Below are 15,544 nucleotides of genomic sequence, written 5' to 3'. Positions count from 1 at the left end.
CGGCTCAGCGGCCCTTCCTCTCGGTCATGACACGGATGAATCGGTCGAACAGGTGCTCGGCGTCGTGCGGGCCGGCGGCGGCCTCCGGGTGGTACTGCACCGAGAAGGCGGGGATGTCCAGGGCCCGCAAACCTTCGACAACCTGGTCGTTCAGGCCCACGTGGGAGACCTCCACCCGGCCGTAGCGGCCGCCGTCGAACGGGGCGACGGACGCCTCGCCGACCGGCGCGTCGACGGCGAAGCCGTGGTTGTGGGCGGTGATCTCCACCCGGCCGGTCTCCTTGTCCAGCACGGGCTGGTTGACACCGCGGTGACCGAACTCGAGCTTGTACGTGCCGTAGCCCAGAGCGCGGCCGAGCAGCTGGTTGCCGAAACAGATCCCGAAGAACGGCACCCCCTCGTCGAGCACCCCGCGCAGCAGGTCGACCTCGTGGCCCGCCGCCTCGGGGTCGCCGGGCCCGTTGGAGAAAAAGACGCCGTCGGGATGCAGCGCGAGTACGTCGGCGAGGGTGGAGTTCTGCGGCAGCACGTGCACGCGGGCCCCGCGCGCGGCGAGCTGCTCCGGCGTGCGCGACTTGATGCCGAGGTCGATGGCCACGACGGTCGCCACCGGATCACCCGCCGGTTCGACCACGTACGCCTCGGGAGTGGAGACCTCCCGAGCGAGGTCCGCTCCGGTCATCGGCGGGGACTCGCGCACCACGTCGAGCAGCACCTCGAGGGCCTGGTCGGTCGGGTACTCGGCGCCGGCCGGCAGCGCAGGGCCGGAGAAGATCCCGGCACGCATGACACCCCGTTCACGGAGGTGGCGGGTCAGCGCGCGGGTGTCGACGTCGCAGATGCCGACCACGCCCTGGTCGGCCAGCTCGTCCTCCAGCTCGCGGCGGGACCGCCAGTTCGAGGCTCGGCGTGCCGGGTCCCGCACGACGTACCCCGCGACCCAGATCCGGCCGGACTCCGGGTCCTCGTCGTTGACGCCGGTGTTGCCGATGTGCGGTGCCGTCATGACGACGATCTGCCGGTGGTAGGACGGGTCGGTCAGCGTCTCCTGGTAGCCGGTCATGCCGGTGGCGAAGACGATCTCACCCACCGTGCGGCCGAGGGCGGCGTACGCGCGGCCGCGCAGCACGGTGCCGTCCTCGAGGACGACCAGCGCCGGCTCGCGCTGGCCACCGCGGCGGGCCCGCGGCGCGGGTTCGGTAGCAGATTGAGCACTCATGCGGCACTCCTTTCGCCTGATCCCTGCGGTGCCTCGCTCCGGCACGTCTCGTTCCTCGCCGTACCTCCGCGGGGGCTCCTCGGAATCATGCGTTGACCTCCTCGTGCGCCACGGGGGCGCCGTCGTACACAGTGGCGCGGCCGCGCAGGAAGGTGGCGACCACACGGCCGGGCAGTTCGGTGCCGGCGAACGGGGTGTTGCGGCTCCGGGTGACCTGGGCGGCCGGCTCCACGCGGCGCCGGGCAGCCGGGTCGATGAGGGTGAGGTTGGCGGGTTCCCCGACGGCGACGGGGCGGCCCTGGCCGCTCACCCGGCCGATGCGGGCCGGTGTGGTGGACAGCACCCGTGCGACATCGGCCCACGTCAGACGACCGGTCTCGACCATCGTCGCCTGGATTACGGGTAGGGCGGTCTCCAGGCCGGTCATGCCGAACGCGCCGGCCGGCCACTCGCAGTCCTTGTCCTCGTCAGCGTGCGGAGCGTGGTCGGTGGCGACGACGTCGATCGTGCCGTCCGCGAGCCCGGCGCGGACCGCCTCGACGTCCTCGGCGGTGCGCAGCGGCGGGTTGACCTTGTAGCGGGGGTCGTAGCTGCGGGCCTGCTCGTCGGTCAGCAGCAGGTGGTGCGGTGTGACCTCGGCCGTGACGTCGATACCGCGGGCCTTCGCCCAGCGGACGATGTCCACGCTGCCGGCGGTCGAGAGGTGGCACACGTGCAGTCGCGAGCCGACATGCTCGGCGAGCAGGACGTCCCGGGCGATGATGGACTCCTCGGCGACCGCCGGCCACCCGGCCAGTCCGAGCTCGGCGGAGACGACGCCCTCGTGCATCTGCGCGCCGACCGTCAGGCGCGGTTCCTGGGCGTGCTGAGCGATGACACCGTCGAAGGACTTGACGTACTCGAGCGCCCGCCGCATGAGCACCGGGTCGTCGACGCAGTGTCCGTCGTCGGAGAAGACCCGGACCCCTGCGGCCGAGGAGGCCATGGCCCCGAGCTCGGCGAGCCGGGTGCCCTCGAGTCCCACGGAGACGGCCCCGACGGGGCGCACGTCGACGTAACCGGCGTCGATCCCCAGCCGATGGACCTGTTCGACGACGCCGGCGGTGTCCGCGACGGGCGTGGTGTTGGCCATGGCGTGCACGGCCGTGAAGCCGCCGGCCGCGGCGGCACGGCTTCCGGTGAGGACGGTCTCGGTGTCCTCACGGCCCGGCTCGCGCAGATGCGTGTGCAGATCGACCAGGCCGGGGAGGGCGAGAAGGCCGTCGGCGTCGACGGTCACCAGCTCGACGCCGTCCCGGGGGTGGGCGGTGTCCGCACCCAGCGAGGCGATGACACCGTCGCGCAGGACCAGGTCGGCCGGCTCCTCACCGAGGAGGCGGGCCCCCAGGATCAGGTAGTCGGTGCTCATGCGATTCCTTCCTCACCGGCGAGCAGCAGGTACAGGGCGGCCATCCGGACGGCGACGCCGTTGCCCACCTGTTCGACGATCGTCGAACGTGGCGAGTCGGCGGCCTCGGCGCTGATCTCCAGGCCCCGGTTCATCGGGCCCGGATGCATGACCACGCACCGCTCGGGCAGGCGCGCCAGCCGCTCGCCGTCGAGGCCGTAGCGGCGGTGGTACTCGTGCGGGGACGGGAAGAACCCGCCGGCACTGGTCATCCGCTCGCGCTGGACGCGCAGCATCATCACCGCGTCCGGTACCGCCTCCGCCAGCGCCTCGTCGAGGTCATAGCGGACCTCGCAGGGCCACGGCTCGATGCCGACCGGCAGCAGCGTGGGTGGGGCGACCACGGTGACGCGGGCGCCCAGCGTGTGCAGCAGGGACACGTTCGAGCGTGCGACCCGGGAGTGCAGCACGTCCCCGACGATGACGACCGACGCGCCGTCCAGCGCGGTGTCCTCGGGCGCCGGAGTCTCGCCGTCGGCACTGAGGTGTCGGCGCAGTGTGAACGCGTCCAACAGGGCCTGGGTGGGGTGCTGGTGCGTGCCGTCGCCTGCGTTGAGGACCGGCACGTCGATCCAGCCGGAATGGGCCAGGCGGTGCGGGGCTCCCGAGTCGTGGTGCCGGATGACGACGGCGTCGATGCCCATCGCCTGCAGCGTCAGCGCGGTGTCCTTGAGGGACTCGCCCTTGGAGACCGAGGAGCCCTTGGCGGAGAAGTTGAGGACGTCGGCGCTGAGGCGTTTGGCCGCGGCTTCGAAGGAGATCCGCGTGCGCGTGGAGTCCTCGAAGAAGAGGTTGACCACGGTCCGACCGCGCAGCGTGGGCAGCTTCTTGATGGATCGGCCCTGGGTGGCGGCCATGGCCTCGGCGGTGTCGAGGATGCGCACGGCTTCGTCCCGGGTGAGCTCCGCAGTGGAGAGCAGGTGCCGCATCAGTGTGCCTCCCCTCCCGAGATGGTGACCGCGTCCGGCACGTCGTCGATCTCGGCGAGGTGGACGTCGACGCGCTCGGTCGCCGCGGTCGGCAGATTCTTGCCGACGAAGTCGGCGCGGATCGGCAGCTCGCGGTGGCCGCGGTCGACGAGGACGGCGAGCTGGACGGCCGCCGGGCGGCCGAGGTCGCCGAGCGCGTCGAGGGCTGCGCGGATGGTCCGTCCGGAGTAGAGCACGTCGTCGACGAGGACGACGATCCGGTCATCGATCCCGGGCTCCGGCAGGTCGGTGCGCTGCAGGGTCCGGGTGGGCTGTCCGCGCAGGTCGTCGCGGTACATCGTGACGTCGAGGGAGCCGACCGGGATCTCGGCCCCGCCCTCGGTGTGCGCGAGACGTTCGCCGATGCGCCGGGCGAGCGGCACGCCGCGGGTCGGGATACCGAGCACCGTGACGCGTTCGCTGCCGTGGTTACGTTCGAGGATCTCGTGCGCGATCCGGGTGAGCGATCGCGAGATGTCCGAGGCGGTGAGTACCTCGCGGGTGGGCATGCCGGCCACAGGGGACCTCCTTCCCCGCCTCACGGGACGGGCCTTAAAGGATGTCTGTCGGGGTGATGCTACAGCCCCAGCGTGGGCTTGAGCTCCAGCAGTCGGCCGAGGATGCCGTTGACGAAGCTCGGCGAGTCGTCGGTGGACAGCTCGCCGGCGATGTGTACGGCCTCGTCGACGGCGACGGCGTCCGGGACGTCGTCGTTGTGCAGCAGCTCCCAGGCACCGAGGCGCAGGACGCAGCGGTCCACGGTGGGCATCCGCTCGAGCGTCCAACCCTGGGAGTAGGTGCTCAGGAGCTCGTCGATCTGGTCCAGATAAGCCGCCACGCCTTCGACCAGTTCGACGGCGTAGGCGGGGAAGGGCCCCTGGGCGACGGTGACGTGCTGGCGTTGGCGCAGCAGCTGGACGATCTCCTCGCCGCCGGTGAGCCCCTTCTGGTCCGCCTCGAAGAGGACGTCGAGGGCGCGGCGGCGGGCCTTGGTGCGTGCGGCCATCAGTCGTTCACGCGGCCGAGGTAGTCCCCCGACCGCGTGTCGACCTTGATCCGGGTCCCGGGCTCGAGGAACAGGGGCACCTGGACCTCGGCGCCGGTGGAGACGGTGGCCGGCTTGGTGCCCGCGGAGGACCGGTCTCCCTGCAGGCCGGGCTCGGTGTAGGTGATCTCGAGCACCACGGACGGCGGCAGCTCGACGAAGAGCACGGTGCCGTCGTGCATGGCCACGATGACGTCCTGGTTCTCCAGCATGAAGCGCGCGGCGTCACCGACGACCTCGGGCGCGATCGGGATCTGCTCGTAGGTCTCCGAGTCCATGAACACGTAGTCGGAGCCGTCGTTGTACAGGTACTGCATGTCCCGTCGGTCGACGGTGGCGGTCTCGACCTTCACGCCCGCGTTGAACGTCTTGTCGACGATCTTGCCGGAGAGGACGTTCTTGATCTTGGTACGGACGAACGCCGGCCCCTTCCCGGGCTTGACGTGCTGGAACTCGACGACAGACCAGAGCTGTCCCTCGAGGTTGAGCACCATCCCGTTCTTCAGGTCGTTCGTCGATGCCATGCGTGGGCCGTCCTTCGTCGGTGGGGGTCTACTCGCGTGCCGGCGCAGGCGGGCCTGCGCGCAGGGCGGCGGTCAGGATATCGCGCCGAGCACGATGGCGCCGGTGACGCCGAACACGCCGGCCCACACGTAGCTGGCGAGGGTGCCGATGATGAAGCGCTCCGCCGCCGGGCTACGGCGATCCGGGTGGGACTCGCGCAACTCGGGGTAGCGTCCGAGGCCCTTGATGGCCAGGACGACGGCGACCGCCTCGGGGAAGCCGGCGAGGATGGTCCCGGTGATCGCGAGCCGCTCGAGCACGCCGATCCACGTGCCGCCGCGGAGCACGCCGGGCGCCGGGTCGTCCTCCACCCGCCGCAGGATCGCGGCGACGACGGCGCTGCCGGGCAGGATCGAGAGCAGCAGGGCGCCGACCACGACGCCCGTGACGAGCAGTCCCGTCATGTCCCGCGCTTCTCCTTCCCGCCGCCGGCGCGGCGAAGCAGGCCGGCCGCGACCGGCCGTGCCCGGCGCTCCTCCTCCAGCATGGCCGACCGTACGCGCTGACTGACCGCCTGCTCGGAGATCCCCAGCGTGGCGGCCACCGACCGCTGGGTGACACCGTCGGTGAGCAGGTCGGTCACCTCCCAGCCGGCGTCCGAGCGCCGGCGGACGACGGCGCCCAGCAGTTGCAGGACGGCCGTGGCGTCGGCCGCAGCCTCGTGCCGCTCCCCCGCGGCGACGAGCGGGACCGGTTCGCCGCGTCCACGGGCCCGTTCCACCGCCTCGCGTGCGTGGACGAACGCCGGGCCGGAGCTGGCACGGGCACTCTCGCCCAACGGTTCGTCCACGTCCCCGGCGCCGAGTCCGACCGCCCACTCGCCGCGCCGGCACAGACGCAGGGCGAGGTCGACGGCGGCCTCGGCCTCGGTGAGGACGAGCTGGATCTCGTCCCCGACCGTCCGTTCGGCCGGGAGCGCCACGGTCGCGCCGTGCGTGCGGGCCCACGCGTGCAGGTCCTTCAGGACGGCCGGTACCCGGTCGCCGCGTGTGCGGCTGGCGTGCTGGTCGGCCGTGAGCACGAACCACATGGCATCAAGGCTAAAACCTTGATGCTGCATGATCAAGGTGTGGAGCTTGACCCATCTGAATGGGCGATCTCATCGAGGACGGCGTCCACCACCTCGGCCACCTCCCTGTCGGCGGTCTCGACCACGGCGGTTGCGACCGCCGCGTAGCCGGGCCGCCGTTCCTCGAGCATGGCCGAGAGCTGGGCACGCGCATTGCCCAGCGCCACGGAACGCGGCACGTTCAACCCGACCCGGGAGGCGGCCGCCGACAGGGACACGTCGAGGAACACCACAGCCGTCCCTGCCGCGGCGCACCGTTCGAGTTGCGGCCGGACCGCGGTGACGGCGCCGCCGCCGATCGCCACCACGCCCGAGGTGGTCAACGCCTCGCGGACCACCTCGGCCTCGAGCTGACGGAACCGTTCCTCGCCCAGGTCGACGAACGCCGCGCCGACGTCGTTCCCGGCACGGGCGCCGACCGCGGCATCGGTGTCCACGAACTCGACGCCCAGGCGCTCGGCGACGGCGCGGCCGACGACGGACTTGCCGGCTCCCGGCGGGCCGACGAGCACGAGGACAGGGCCGCTCACGGGCGGTTGTCCGCGTCGTCCCCGGCCACGGCGGCGAACGCCGCGGCCAGGTGTTCCGGGTCCGGGGCGCGGAGCACGGTCGGCGCGCCGACGTCGGTGAGCACGACGAACCGCAGCTCACCGCCGCGCACCTTCTTGTCCCGCGACATCGCCTCGGCGAGCTGGTCCCAGGACGCCCCGCGATAGGTCGTCGGCAAGCCCAGCGCGGTGAGGACCTGCCGGTGCCGGTCGGCGACAGCTGCGTCCAGGAGGCCGGCGGCATGGGCGAGCTCGGCCACGAACACCATGCCGACGGCGACGGCGTCACCGTGGCGCCAGGTGAAGTCCTCGACGAGCTCGAGCGCGTGGGCGAACGTGTGCCCGTAGTTGAGGATCTCGCGCATCCCGGCCTCGCGCAGGTCCTCGCCCACCACCCGTGCCTTGACGGCGACCGCGCGTTCGACCAGTTCGCGCAGGACCGGTGAGCCGACCTCGGTGGCTGCGCAGGCACCGTCGGCCTCGACGAGGCGCAGGATCTCCGGGTCGGCGATGAAGCCGCATTTGACCACCTCGGCCAGCCCCGCGCGCAGGTCGACCGGCGGCAGGGACCCGAGCGCGTCGAGGTCGCAGACCACAGCCGCAGGCGGATGGAACGAGCCGACGAGGTTCTTCCCGGCACTGGTGTTGATTCCTGTCTTGCCGCCGAGTGCGGCGTCGACCATGCCCAGAAGCGTGGTCGGCACGTTGACGACGCGGACCCCACGCAGCCACGTGGCGGCAATGAACCCGGCGACGTCCGTCGTCGCGCCGCCACCGACACCGACGACGACGTCCTCACGGCCGAACCGCTCGTCCGCGAGCCGGTCCCAGCACGCGGTGACGGTCTCGATGGTCTTGGCCCGCTCGGCGTCCGGCAGCTCATGGCCGACCACCCGGATGCCGGCGGCCTCCATCGCGTCGGTGAGCCGCTGCGCCAGGCCGGCGGTCGTCGGGGCGTGCGCGAGGAAGGCGCGTCGCGCTCCGGCGGCGGCACGGACCACCGCGCCGTCCAGCCCACGGCCGACGACGACGTCGTAGCTGTCCGGCCCCGTACCGACGGCGATCCGGTTCGGCACACGCGCGGCGATCCGGGCGGCCACCTCGTCCGCCGGCCCGCCGGCGTCCACGACGATCCGGGCGACCTCGCGGTACAGCGGTTCCCGTTCGGCACGCAGCCCGGCCAGCCGGGCGCGCGGGTCGCCCGCGAGCAACGGTCGGTCGTGCGAGCCGCCGAGCCGGTCGACGGCCTCGGCGACGTCGATCTCGAGCAGCACGACCGGGCAGGCCAGCAGGGTGCGGCGGGTGCGGGGGTCGAGGACGGCGCCGCCACCGAGGGCCAGGACGCCGTCGTGCTCGGTGAGTGCACGGGTGACGACGTCGTGCTCCAGGTCGCGGAACGCCGCCTCACCGTGCAACCGGAAGTACTCGGCGATGGTCAGGCCGGCGGCGGTCTCCACGGCGTCGTCGGTGTCGAGGAAGTCGGTGCCGAGCCGGGCGGCGAGAGCCCGGCCGACCGTCGTCTTGCCGGCGCCGGGCAGTCCGACGAGGACGGCGCGGGGCCCGGTGGGCCGGCCCGTCCGGTGCTCGCTCGTCACCGCATCGCCTCCGGGATGGCGTCCAGGTAGGCGCGCAGGTTCCGCGTGGACTCCGCGACCGAGTCGCCGCCGACCTTCTCCAGCAGCGCCTGGGCGAGCACCAGCGCCACCATCGCCTCGGCGACGACGGCTCCGGGAGGGACGGCGCACACGTCGGAGCGCTGGTGGATCGCGCGGGCCGGCTCCCCGGTCGCCACGTCCACGGTCGCCAGCGCCCGCGGGACGGTCGAGATCGGCTTGAGCGCGGCGCGCACGCGCAGCGGCTCGCCGTTGCTCATCCCGCCCTCGGTGCCGCCCGCGCGGTTGGTGGCACGGGTGAGCCGGTCGTCTGAGCGGACGATCTCGTCATGGGCGGCGGAACCGCGGCGCCCCGCCGTCCGGAAGCCGTCGCCCACCTCGACGCCCTTGACCGCCTGGATCGACATCAGCGCGCCGGCGAGGCGCCCGTCGAGTCGCCGGTCGCCGGAGACGTAGGAGCCCAGGCCGGGCGGGACACCGTAGGCGACCACCTCGACCACGCCGCCGAGGGTGTCACCGTCCTTCTGGCAGGCGTCGATCTCGGCGACCATCGCCGCCGAGGTCTCGTCGTGAAAGCAGCGCACCGGGTCGCCGTCCAGGGCTGCGACGTCGTCGGGTGAGGGCAGCGAGGCGTCCTCGGGCACGCTCACCGGGCCGATCTGGACCACGTGGGAGACCAGGCGCACCCCGGCGACCTGTTCCAGCACCCGGGCCGCAACGGTCCCGAGGGCGACCCGCGCCGCCGTCTCGCGCGCGCTGGCGCGTTCCAGTACCGGGCGGGCCTCGTCCAACGCGTACTTCTGCATTCCCACGAGGTCCGCGTGACCGGGCCGGGGCCGGGTCAGCGGCCGGTTGCGGGCGACCTCGCGCTCGTCGCCCGTACCGGCGTCGACGAGCAGTGACTCGGGCGGGACCGGGTCGGCCGCCATGACGGTCTCCCACTTGGGCCACTCGGAGTTGGCGATCTCGATCGCCACCGGACCGCCCATGGTCAGTCCGTGCCGCACGCCGCCGAGCAAGCGGACCTCGTCCTGCTCGAACCTCATCCGGGCGCCGCGTCCGTGACCGAGCCGGCGCCGGGCCAGTGCCTCCCGGATATGGGCGGAGGTCATCTCGAGACCCGCCGGGACGCCTTCGAGCACGCCCACGAGCGCCGGACCGTGCGACTCGCCTGCGGTGGTCCATCTCAGCATGACTCGATCCTGCCACGACGTCGCCGGCGTCCTGCCCCGTAGGTCAGGACCCGAGACCCGCACCGGCGGTGACCAGCGCTGCGGCGAGGATCATCCACGGGCCGAGGGCCACGTGGTCGCGCAGGCCTGCGCGCCGTGAGACGAGCAGAGTCAGGGCCCACAGCCCGCCCAGCACGAAGGTGAGGACGACACCCGCGACGGCGGCCTCCCATCCGAACAGGCCGAGCCAGGTGCCCAGCGCACCCGAGAGCTTGACGTCGCCGAGGCCGAGGCCCCCGACGCGGAGGAGCCCCAGGAGGAAGTAGCCGACCATGGTCACTGCTCCGGCTGCCAGGGCCCAGCCCAGGCGGGAGCCCGTCACGTTACCGGCCAGCACCCCCGCCACCAATGGCACCAGCAGCACCGCGTAGGCGAGCGCGACGAGCCGGTCCGGCAGCCGGTGGCTGCGTGCGTCCACGACGGCCAGGATCCCGCACACCGGGAGGAGGAGCACGCCGGCAGCGACGATCGCCACCGGCTGCGTCACGCGTCCCCCAGAGGGAGAACGGCGGGGTATTCCGGTATCGATCCCCCCGCCGCCCGACGGCCCATCTCGGCCTCGAGCGCCCGGCGCATGGTCGGCACATCGGGCATCCGCCCGGTGAACAGCCGGACCTGGGCGACGGCCTGGTGCAGCAGCATCAGCCAGCCCGGGGCGATCGCGCCTCCGGCCCCCTGCCAGGCCTGCGCGAGAGGCGTGGGCCACGGCGCGTACACGACGTCGAGCAGGACCGACCCGGCGAGATCTTGCGGGCCCAACCGTTCGGCGAGCACACCGGCGACCGCGTCCGCTGCGCCGGCCGGCACGGTCGAGACCACGACGTCCGGGCGGGCCTCGAGCAGGGCGCCGGCGCCGGCCTGCGCGTCCGGCCAGGGCCGGTGCCGGACCTCGATGCCCATCCGGTGCGCCGCGGCGACGGCCGAACCCGGACCGCCGATCCGCCGCGCGATCAGTTCCGGCGCCGGCACGCCGAGCTCCCCGAGTGCGGCGAGCGCGGAGGAGGCGGTGGCGCGGGCGCCGAGCACAGCCGCCGTTCGGGGTGCCCAACCGTCCGGGTCGCCGGCGGCCTCGCGCAGCGCCGCGACGATTCCGGCGACGTCGGTGTTGAACCCCACCAGCGGGCCCGCGGAGTCGTCGCGTCCGGGCTGCACGACGAGCGTGTTGACGGCGCCGGTCACCTCGGCCAGCGGGTCGACGACGTCGAGCAACGGGATGACAGCCTGCTTGAGCGGCATGGTCAGTGACAGCCCGGCCCATGTCGCGTCGAGCTGTGCGAGCACGGCAGGTAGCTGCTCGGCGGTCACCTCCTGCAGGCCGTACTCCCACCCGTCGAGCTCGAGCCCGGCGTAGGCGGTCCGGTGCAGTACCGGTGAGAGCGAATGCCGCACCGGATGCCCCAGCACAGCCGCCCGGCGGCGCGGCGCACCGGTCACGTCCTCGCCGACGATCGCCACCTCAGCCCTCCGAGTCCCCGCACGAGTCCGGATTCTGCTCGCACCACTCGCGCAGCCGCTCGACGTTCTCCTGCTGCTCCGCCCGGGTCGAGGCGAACAACGTCTCCCCGGTGTCGAGGTTGACGGTGACGAAGTAGAGCCAGTCCCCTTCGGCCGGGTCGAGCACCGCGTCGATGACGGCCGTGCCTGGTGAGCCGATCGGCGTCGGCGGCAGACCAGGATTCTCGTAGGTGTTGTACGGATTTTCCTCGTCGCGCAGCTGACGTTGCGTCGGAATGCCTCCGACCTCGCCGTTGCCGTACAGCACGGTCGAGTCCATCTGCAGGCGTCGGTTGGTCTCCCCGCCGCGGTCGTCGAGGCGGTTGAGGATGACGCGCGCCACCTGCGCGTGGTATTCAGGCAGGTTCACCTCACGCTCGACGATCGAGGCGATGGTGAGCACCCGGTCGCGTTCGTCCTCGGGCACCTCGCGTTCGTCGAGTCGCTCGACTGTCTGGTCGATCATCGCCGAGAGCATGGTGGTGACGTCGTCGTCCGGCTCGAACGAGTAGGTGGCCGGTGCGTACCACCCTTCAGGGTCGCCGTCGGCGGCCTCGGGGAGCCCGATCGCCTCGGTGTCCTCGGCGGCCGCCTCGACCTCCTCGAGGGAAACCCCCGCGACCGCCGCGATCCGCTCGTAGACCTGCCAGGTCGTGAAGCCTTCCGGCACCGTGATGGTGACCTCGGCGCGGTTCGCCGGGTCCAGCAGGGCCGCGACGGCGTCCGCCGCCGCCATCTCCTGCCGCAGCGTGTACGTGCCGGGCTGGATGAGGGACGCGTTCGCGTTGTCGTCGAAGGCGTCGACGAACGCGCCCGGCGTCGCCACGACATCCTCCTCGGATAGCAGGGTGGCGATCTCGCGCCCGGTGGCGCCGTCCGGGATGGTCACCTCGACCTGGCCGTGCCCGGGCCCCGGGTAGTCCGTCTCGACCGTGGGGCCGGCGGTGACCATATCCCGCACCCGCGGGTAGGCCCACAGACCGAGTCCGACGACGACCGCAACGGTCACCGTGAGGACGATGAACGTGCGGATCCGGCGGCGCCGGCGGGCGCGGCGCAGCTCGCGGCGGTGCGCCCGCCGGTCGCGCAACGGCTGCTGCTCGTGGTCCTGGCTGGTCTCGAAGAGGTCGTTCACGTGCGCTGCGTCCTCTCGACGGCCTCGCCCGCCGGCACGCCGGTGCGGCGCTCCGACTCGAGCGCCTGCTCCAGGATGAGGACGGCGGCGACCTGGTCGACCACCTCGCGGTGCCGGCGTCCGGAACGGCCGGCGGAGTGCAACGCCTGGTGCGCGGAGACCGTGGTGAGTCGCTCGTCCACCAGTCGTACCGGGACGTCGACGAGATCCGCAAGGGCGCGCGCGTACTGCCGCGCCGTCGTCGCGGCGGGTCCGTTCTTCCCGTTCAGACTGCGCGGCAGTCCGACGAGCACCTCGAGGGCGTTCTCCGCGCCCACGAGGTCGGCGATCTCACGCAGGTCCGTGTCGGGCGCGGCGTTCGAGCGCTGCACCGTGCGGACCGGGGTGGCGAGAATCCCGTCCGGGTCGCAGCGCGCGAGACCGATACGGACGCGGCCGACGTCGACTGCGATCCGGACCCCGCGTCGGAGCTGACTCATGCACCCACCAGGTTCGCGACATCCCCCCGGACGGCGGACAGCGCAGCACCGAGCGCAGCGGAGTCGGTCCCGCCGCCCTGGGCCAGATCGTCCTTTCCGCCGCCCCCGCCGCCGAGGGTGGACGCAGCGGTCTTGACGAGTGCGCCGGCACGCAGGCCGGCCTCGCGCGCCGTCCGGTTCGTCGCGACGACGACGACGGGGCGGCCCTTGGCCACACCGCCGACGGCGACGACGGCCGGGTCCGCCTCGCCCAGACGGCCGCGGACCTCGAGGACCAGGGTGCGCAGGTCGTCGGCGGAGGCCACCTCGCCGGCGTCGTGGGTGGCGACCAGCGTCCCGCTCTCTCGCGTCGCCTGCGAGGCGAGCTCGCCGGCGCGGGCGAGCAGCTGGCGCTGCCGCAGCGTGGCCAACTCCTTCTCCGCGGCCTTCAGCCGGGACATGAGGGCGTCGACGCGTTCCGGCAGCTCCTCGGGCCGAGTGCCGACCAACGAGCTGATCTGGTCCAGCAGTGCGTGCTCCTTGGCCTGGTAGTCGTAGGCGCCGGGACCGACGAGGGCGTCCACCCGGCGCACACCGGAGCCGATGGAGGCCTCGCCCAGGAGGGTCACCCGGCCGAGGTTGCCGGTACTCGGCACGTGGGTGCCCCCGCACAGCTCCTTCGACCAGTCGCCCCCGATCGAGACGACCCGGACCCGCTGGCCGTACTTCTCCCCGAAGAGCGCCATGGCGCCGGCCGCGCGTGCCTCGTCCAGGTCCATGACCTCGTCGGTGACCTCGAGGTTCTCGGCCAACCGGTCGTTGACGCGCTCCTCGATCTCGCCCAGCACGTCGCCCGGCACCGAGGAGCCGTGCCGGAAGTCGAATCGCATCCGGTTGGGCGCGTTCTCGGAGCCGGCCTGGGTGGCCTGCTCGCCGAGGTGCTCGTGCAGCGCCTTGTGCACCATGTGCGTGGCAGTGTGGGCGCGCGCGATCGCCTGGCGCCGAGCCGTGTCGATGCTGGCGACGGCCTGCTCGTCGACCGTGACGGTTCCCTCGGTGAGGCGTCCGCGGTGCACGCTCAGGCCGCGGACCGGGGACTGCACGTCCGCGACGTCGACGATGCCGCCCCCGGAGAAGGTGACGGTGCCCTGGTCGGCGAGCTGACCACCGGCTTCGGCGTAGAACGGGGTCCGGTCCAGCACTACTTCGACGTCGGCCGGTGCGGTTGCGGCCGCGGCGGGCCGGCCGTCCACCAGCAGGCCGACGAGCCTGGCCTGTGCGGTGTCGTCGGTGTAGCCGAGGAACTGCACCGGGCCGTCGAGTCGCTGCTGCAGCTCGGTGTAGAGCGAGGTGTCGACGTGGCCGGTCTTCTTCGCCAGCGCGTCGGCACGGGCGCGCTGGCGCTGCTCGGCCATGAGCGCCCGGAAGCCCTCCTCGTCGACGCTGACACCGTGCTCGGCCGCCATCTCGAGGCTCAGGTCGATCGGGAAGCCGTACGTGTCGTGCAGCGTGAAGGCATCCTCGCCGCTGAGCACCGGCTGCGAAGGCGAGGCTTGCTTGGCGCGGCCGACCGCACCCTCGAGGATGGTCGTCCCCGAGGTGAGGGTGCGACGGAAGGCCTCCTCCTCCTCGTAGGCGACCTGCGAGATGCGGTCGAAGTCGGTCTCCAGCTCGGGGTAGGAGGCCTTCATGGCGTCGCGCGAGACGGGCAGGAGCGCCGGCAGTGCCGGTTCGTCGACCCCGAGCAGCCGCATCGAGCGCACCGCGCGGCGGATAAGCCGGCGCAGCACGTAGCCGCGACCGTCGTTCGCGGGGCGGACGCCGTCGGCGACGAGCATGAGGGCGGAACGGACGTGATCGGCCACGACCCTCAGCCGCACGTCGTCCGGTGCGGTGGAGTTCCGCCCGAGGGCGTAGCGCTTGCCGGACATCTCCTCGGCGGTGGCGATGACCGGGTAGGTCTCGTCGATCTCGTACATGTTCTCCCGGCCCTGGAGCACGTAGGCGAGCCGCTCCAGTCCGAGGCCGGTGTCGATGGCGGTCTGCTCGAGGTCACCGAGCAGCGGGTAGTCCTTCCCCGTGCCCTCGCCGCGGAGGAACTGGTCGAAGACGAGGTTGTAGATCTCCAGGTAGCGGTCCCCGCCCGGGTCGACCGTGCCGCCCTCGGCGTCCGGCCCGTACTCGGGGCCGCGGTCGTAGTGGAACTCGGCGCACGGTCCGGCAGGACCGGGCTGGCCGGTGTCCCAGAAGTTCTCCTCGCGGGGCAGTCGCACGATGTGCCGCTCATCCACGCCGACCCGGCGCAGTGCGGCGGCGGCGACCTGGTCCTGGTCCCAGATCGTCACCCAGAGTCGGTCGCCGTCGAGGCCGAACCCGCCCCGGTCCTGCGGTGTCGTCAGCAGGTCCCAGGCCATCTCGACGGCGCCGTCCTTGAAGTAGTCGCCGAAGGAGAAGTTGCCGGCCATCTGGAAGAAGGTGCCGTGGCGGGTGGTCTTGCCGACGTTCTCGATGTCGTTGGTGCGGATGCACTTCTGCACGCTGACGGCCCGCGGCCAGGGCGCCTTCTCGGTGCCGACGATGTACGGGATGAACGGCACCATCCCGGCGATCGTGAACAGGATCGAGGGGTCCGGGGAGACGAGCGACGCGGACGGGACGACCTGGTGGTCGCGCTCGGCGAAGAAGTCTAGCCAGCGGGTACGGATGTCGGCGGTTCGCATGGTTCCTTCAGTCTGCCGGGAGGGGCCGGGGA

The 15,544-nt window shown here is 72.5% G+C and carries 16 protein-coding genes; all 16 read right to left on the bottom strand.

The features are described 5' to 3' along the window. Positions 1–4: 4 nt before the first annotated feature. Positions 5–1,219 carry a glutamine-hydrolyzing carbamoyl-phosphate synthase small subunit gene (gene carA, locus ACFSE6_RS15215; protein WP_388008962.1) on the bottom strand — a complete coding sequence of 405 codons (1,215 nt, stop codon included), beginning with the start codon at positions 1,217–1,219 and terminating at the stop codon, positions 5–7. Positions 1,220–1,304: 85 nt separating this feature from the next. Further along, complete coding sequence (locus tag ACFSE6_RS15210; RefSeq protein WP_388008959.1) at positions 1,305–2,627, bottom strand: dihydroorotase; 1,323 nt, start codon at positions 2,625–2,627, stop codon at positions 1,305–1,307. Next, complete coding sequence (locus tag ACFSE6_RS15205) at positions 2,624–3,595, bottom strand: aspartate carbamoyltransferase catalytic subunit (protein WP_388008956.1); 972 nt, start codon at positions 3,593–3,595, stop codon at positions 2,624–2,626. The genes ACFSE6_RS15210 and ACFSE6_RS15205 overlap by 4 nt, the downstream gene beginning before the upstream one ends. Continuing rightward, positions 3,595–4,143 (bottom strand): bifunctional pyr operon transcriptional regulator/uracil phosphoribosyltransferase PyrR, encoded by a 549-nt coding sequence (pyrR, locus tag ACFSE6_RS15200; RefSeq protein WP_388009139.1) that lies wholly within the window; start codon positions 4,141–4,143, stop codon positions 3,595–3,597. Before pyrR ends, ACFSE6_RS15205 begins: the two co-directional genes overlap by 1 nt. Positions 4,144–4,211: 68 nt before the next feature. Further along, positions 4,212–4,640 (bottom strand): transcription antitermination factor NusB, encoded by a 429-nt coding sequence (gene nusB / locus ACFSE6_RS15195; protein WP_388008953.1) that lies wholly within the window; start codon positions 4,638–4,640, stop codon positions 4,212–4,214. Next, a complete protein-coding gene (efp, locus tag ACFSE6_RS15190; RefSeq protein WP_388008950.1) occupies positions 4,640–5,203 on the bottom strand; it encodes an elongation factor P in 564 nt (187 codons plus the stop codon). The genes nusB and efp overlap by 1 nt, the downstream gene beginning before the upstream one ends. Before the next feature lie 72 nt (positions 5,204–5,275). Then, complete coding sequence (locus ACFSE6_RS15185; protein WP_388008947.1) at positions 5,276–5,647, bottom strand: hypothetical protein; 372 nt, start codon at positions 5,645–5,647, stop codon at positions 5,276–5,278. Then, positions 5,644–6,273: a hypothetical protein gene (locus tag ACFSE6_RS15180; RefSeq protein WP_388008944.1), complete on the bottom strand. Its 630-nt coding sequence runs from the start codon at positions 6,271–6,273 to the stop codon at positions 5,644–5,646. Before ACFSE6_RS15180 ends, ACFSE6_RS15185 begins: the two co-directional genes overlap by 4 nt. 32 nt (positions 6,274–6,305) lie before the next feature. Beyond that, the gene (locus ACFSE6_RS15175; RefSeq protein ID WP_388008941.1) at positions 6,306–6,842 is read right to left on the bottom strand and encodes a shikimate kinase; all 537 of its coding nucleotides are present in this window, start codon (positions 6,840–6,842) and stop codon (positions 6,306–6,308) included. After that, on the bottom strand, positions 6,839–8,455 hold the full coding sequence (gene aroB, locus ACFSE6_RS15170; protein WP_388008938.1) for a 3-dehydroquinate synthase: 1,617 nt from the start codon (positions 8,453–8,455) through the stop codon (positions 6,839–6,841). The genes ACFSE6_RS15175 and aroB overlap by 4 nt, the downstream gene beginning before the upstream one ends. Beyond that, on the bottom strand, positions 8,452–9,666 hold the full coding sequence (gene aroC / locus ACFSE6_RS15165; protein ID WP_388008935.1) for a chorismate synthase: 1,215 nt from the start codon (positions 9,664–9,666) through the stop codon (positions 8,452–8,454). Before aroC ends, aroB begins: the two co-directional genes overlap by 4 nt. Positions 9,667–9,709: 43 nt before the next feature. Further along, the gene (locus ACFSE6_RS15160) at positions 9,710–10,192 is read right to left on the bottom strand and encodes a prepilin peptidase (RefSeq protein ID WP_388008932.1); all 483 of its coding nucleotides are present in this window, start codon (positions 10,190–10,192) and stop codon (positions 9,710–9,712) included. Continuing rightward, positions 10,189–11,160, bottom strand: coding sequence for a shikimate dehydrogenase (locus ACFSE6_RS15155; RefSeq protein ID WP_388008929.1), 972 nt, complete (start codon positions 11,158–11,160; stop codon positions 10,189–10,191). The genes ACFSE6_RS15160 and ACFSE6_RS15155 overlap by 4 nt, the downstream gene beginning before the upstream one ends. Before the next feature lies 1 nt (position 11,161). Then, positions 11,162–12,334 carry an endolytic transglycosylase MltG gene (gene mltG / locus ACFSE6_RS15150; protein WP_388008926.1) on the bottom strand — a complete coding sequence of 391 codons (1,173 nt, stop codon included), beginning with the start codon at positions 12,332–12,334 and terminating at the stop codon, positions 11,162–11,164. After that, on the bottom strand, positions 12,331–12,813 hold the full coding sequence (gene ruvX / locus ACFSE6_RS15145; protein WP_388008923.1) for a Holliday junction resolvase RuvX: 483 nt from the start codon (positions 12,811–12,813) through the stop codon (positions 12,331–12,333). Before ruvX ends, mltG begins: the two co-directional genes overlap by 4 nt. Further along, the gene (gene alaS, locus ACFSE6_RS15140) at positions 12,810–15,512 is read right to left on the bottom strand and encodes an alanine--tRNA ligase (protein ID WP_388008920.1); all 2,703 of its coding nucleotides are present in this window, start codon (positions 15,510–15,512) and stop codon (positions 12,810–12,812) included. The genes ruvX and alaS overlap by 4 nt, the downstream gene beginning before the upstream one ends. Positions 15,513–15,544: the final 32 nt, after the last annotated feature.

The sequence above is a fragment of the Georgenia deserti genome (genome assembly GCF_042680605.1).
GTDB classification, from domain to species: domain Bacteria; phylum Actinomycetota; class Actinomycetes; order Actinomycetales; family Actinomycetaceae; genus Allobogoriella; species Allobogoriella deserti.
This window is presented reverse-complemented; position numbering and strand designations above follow the sequence as displayed.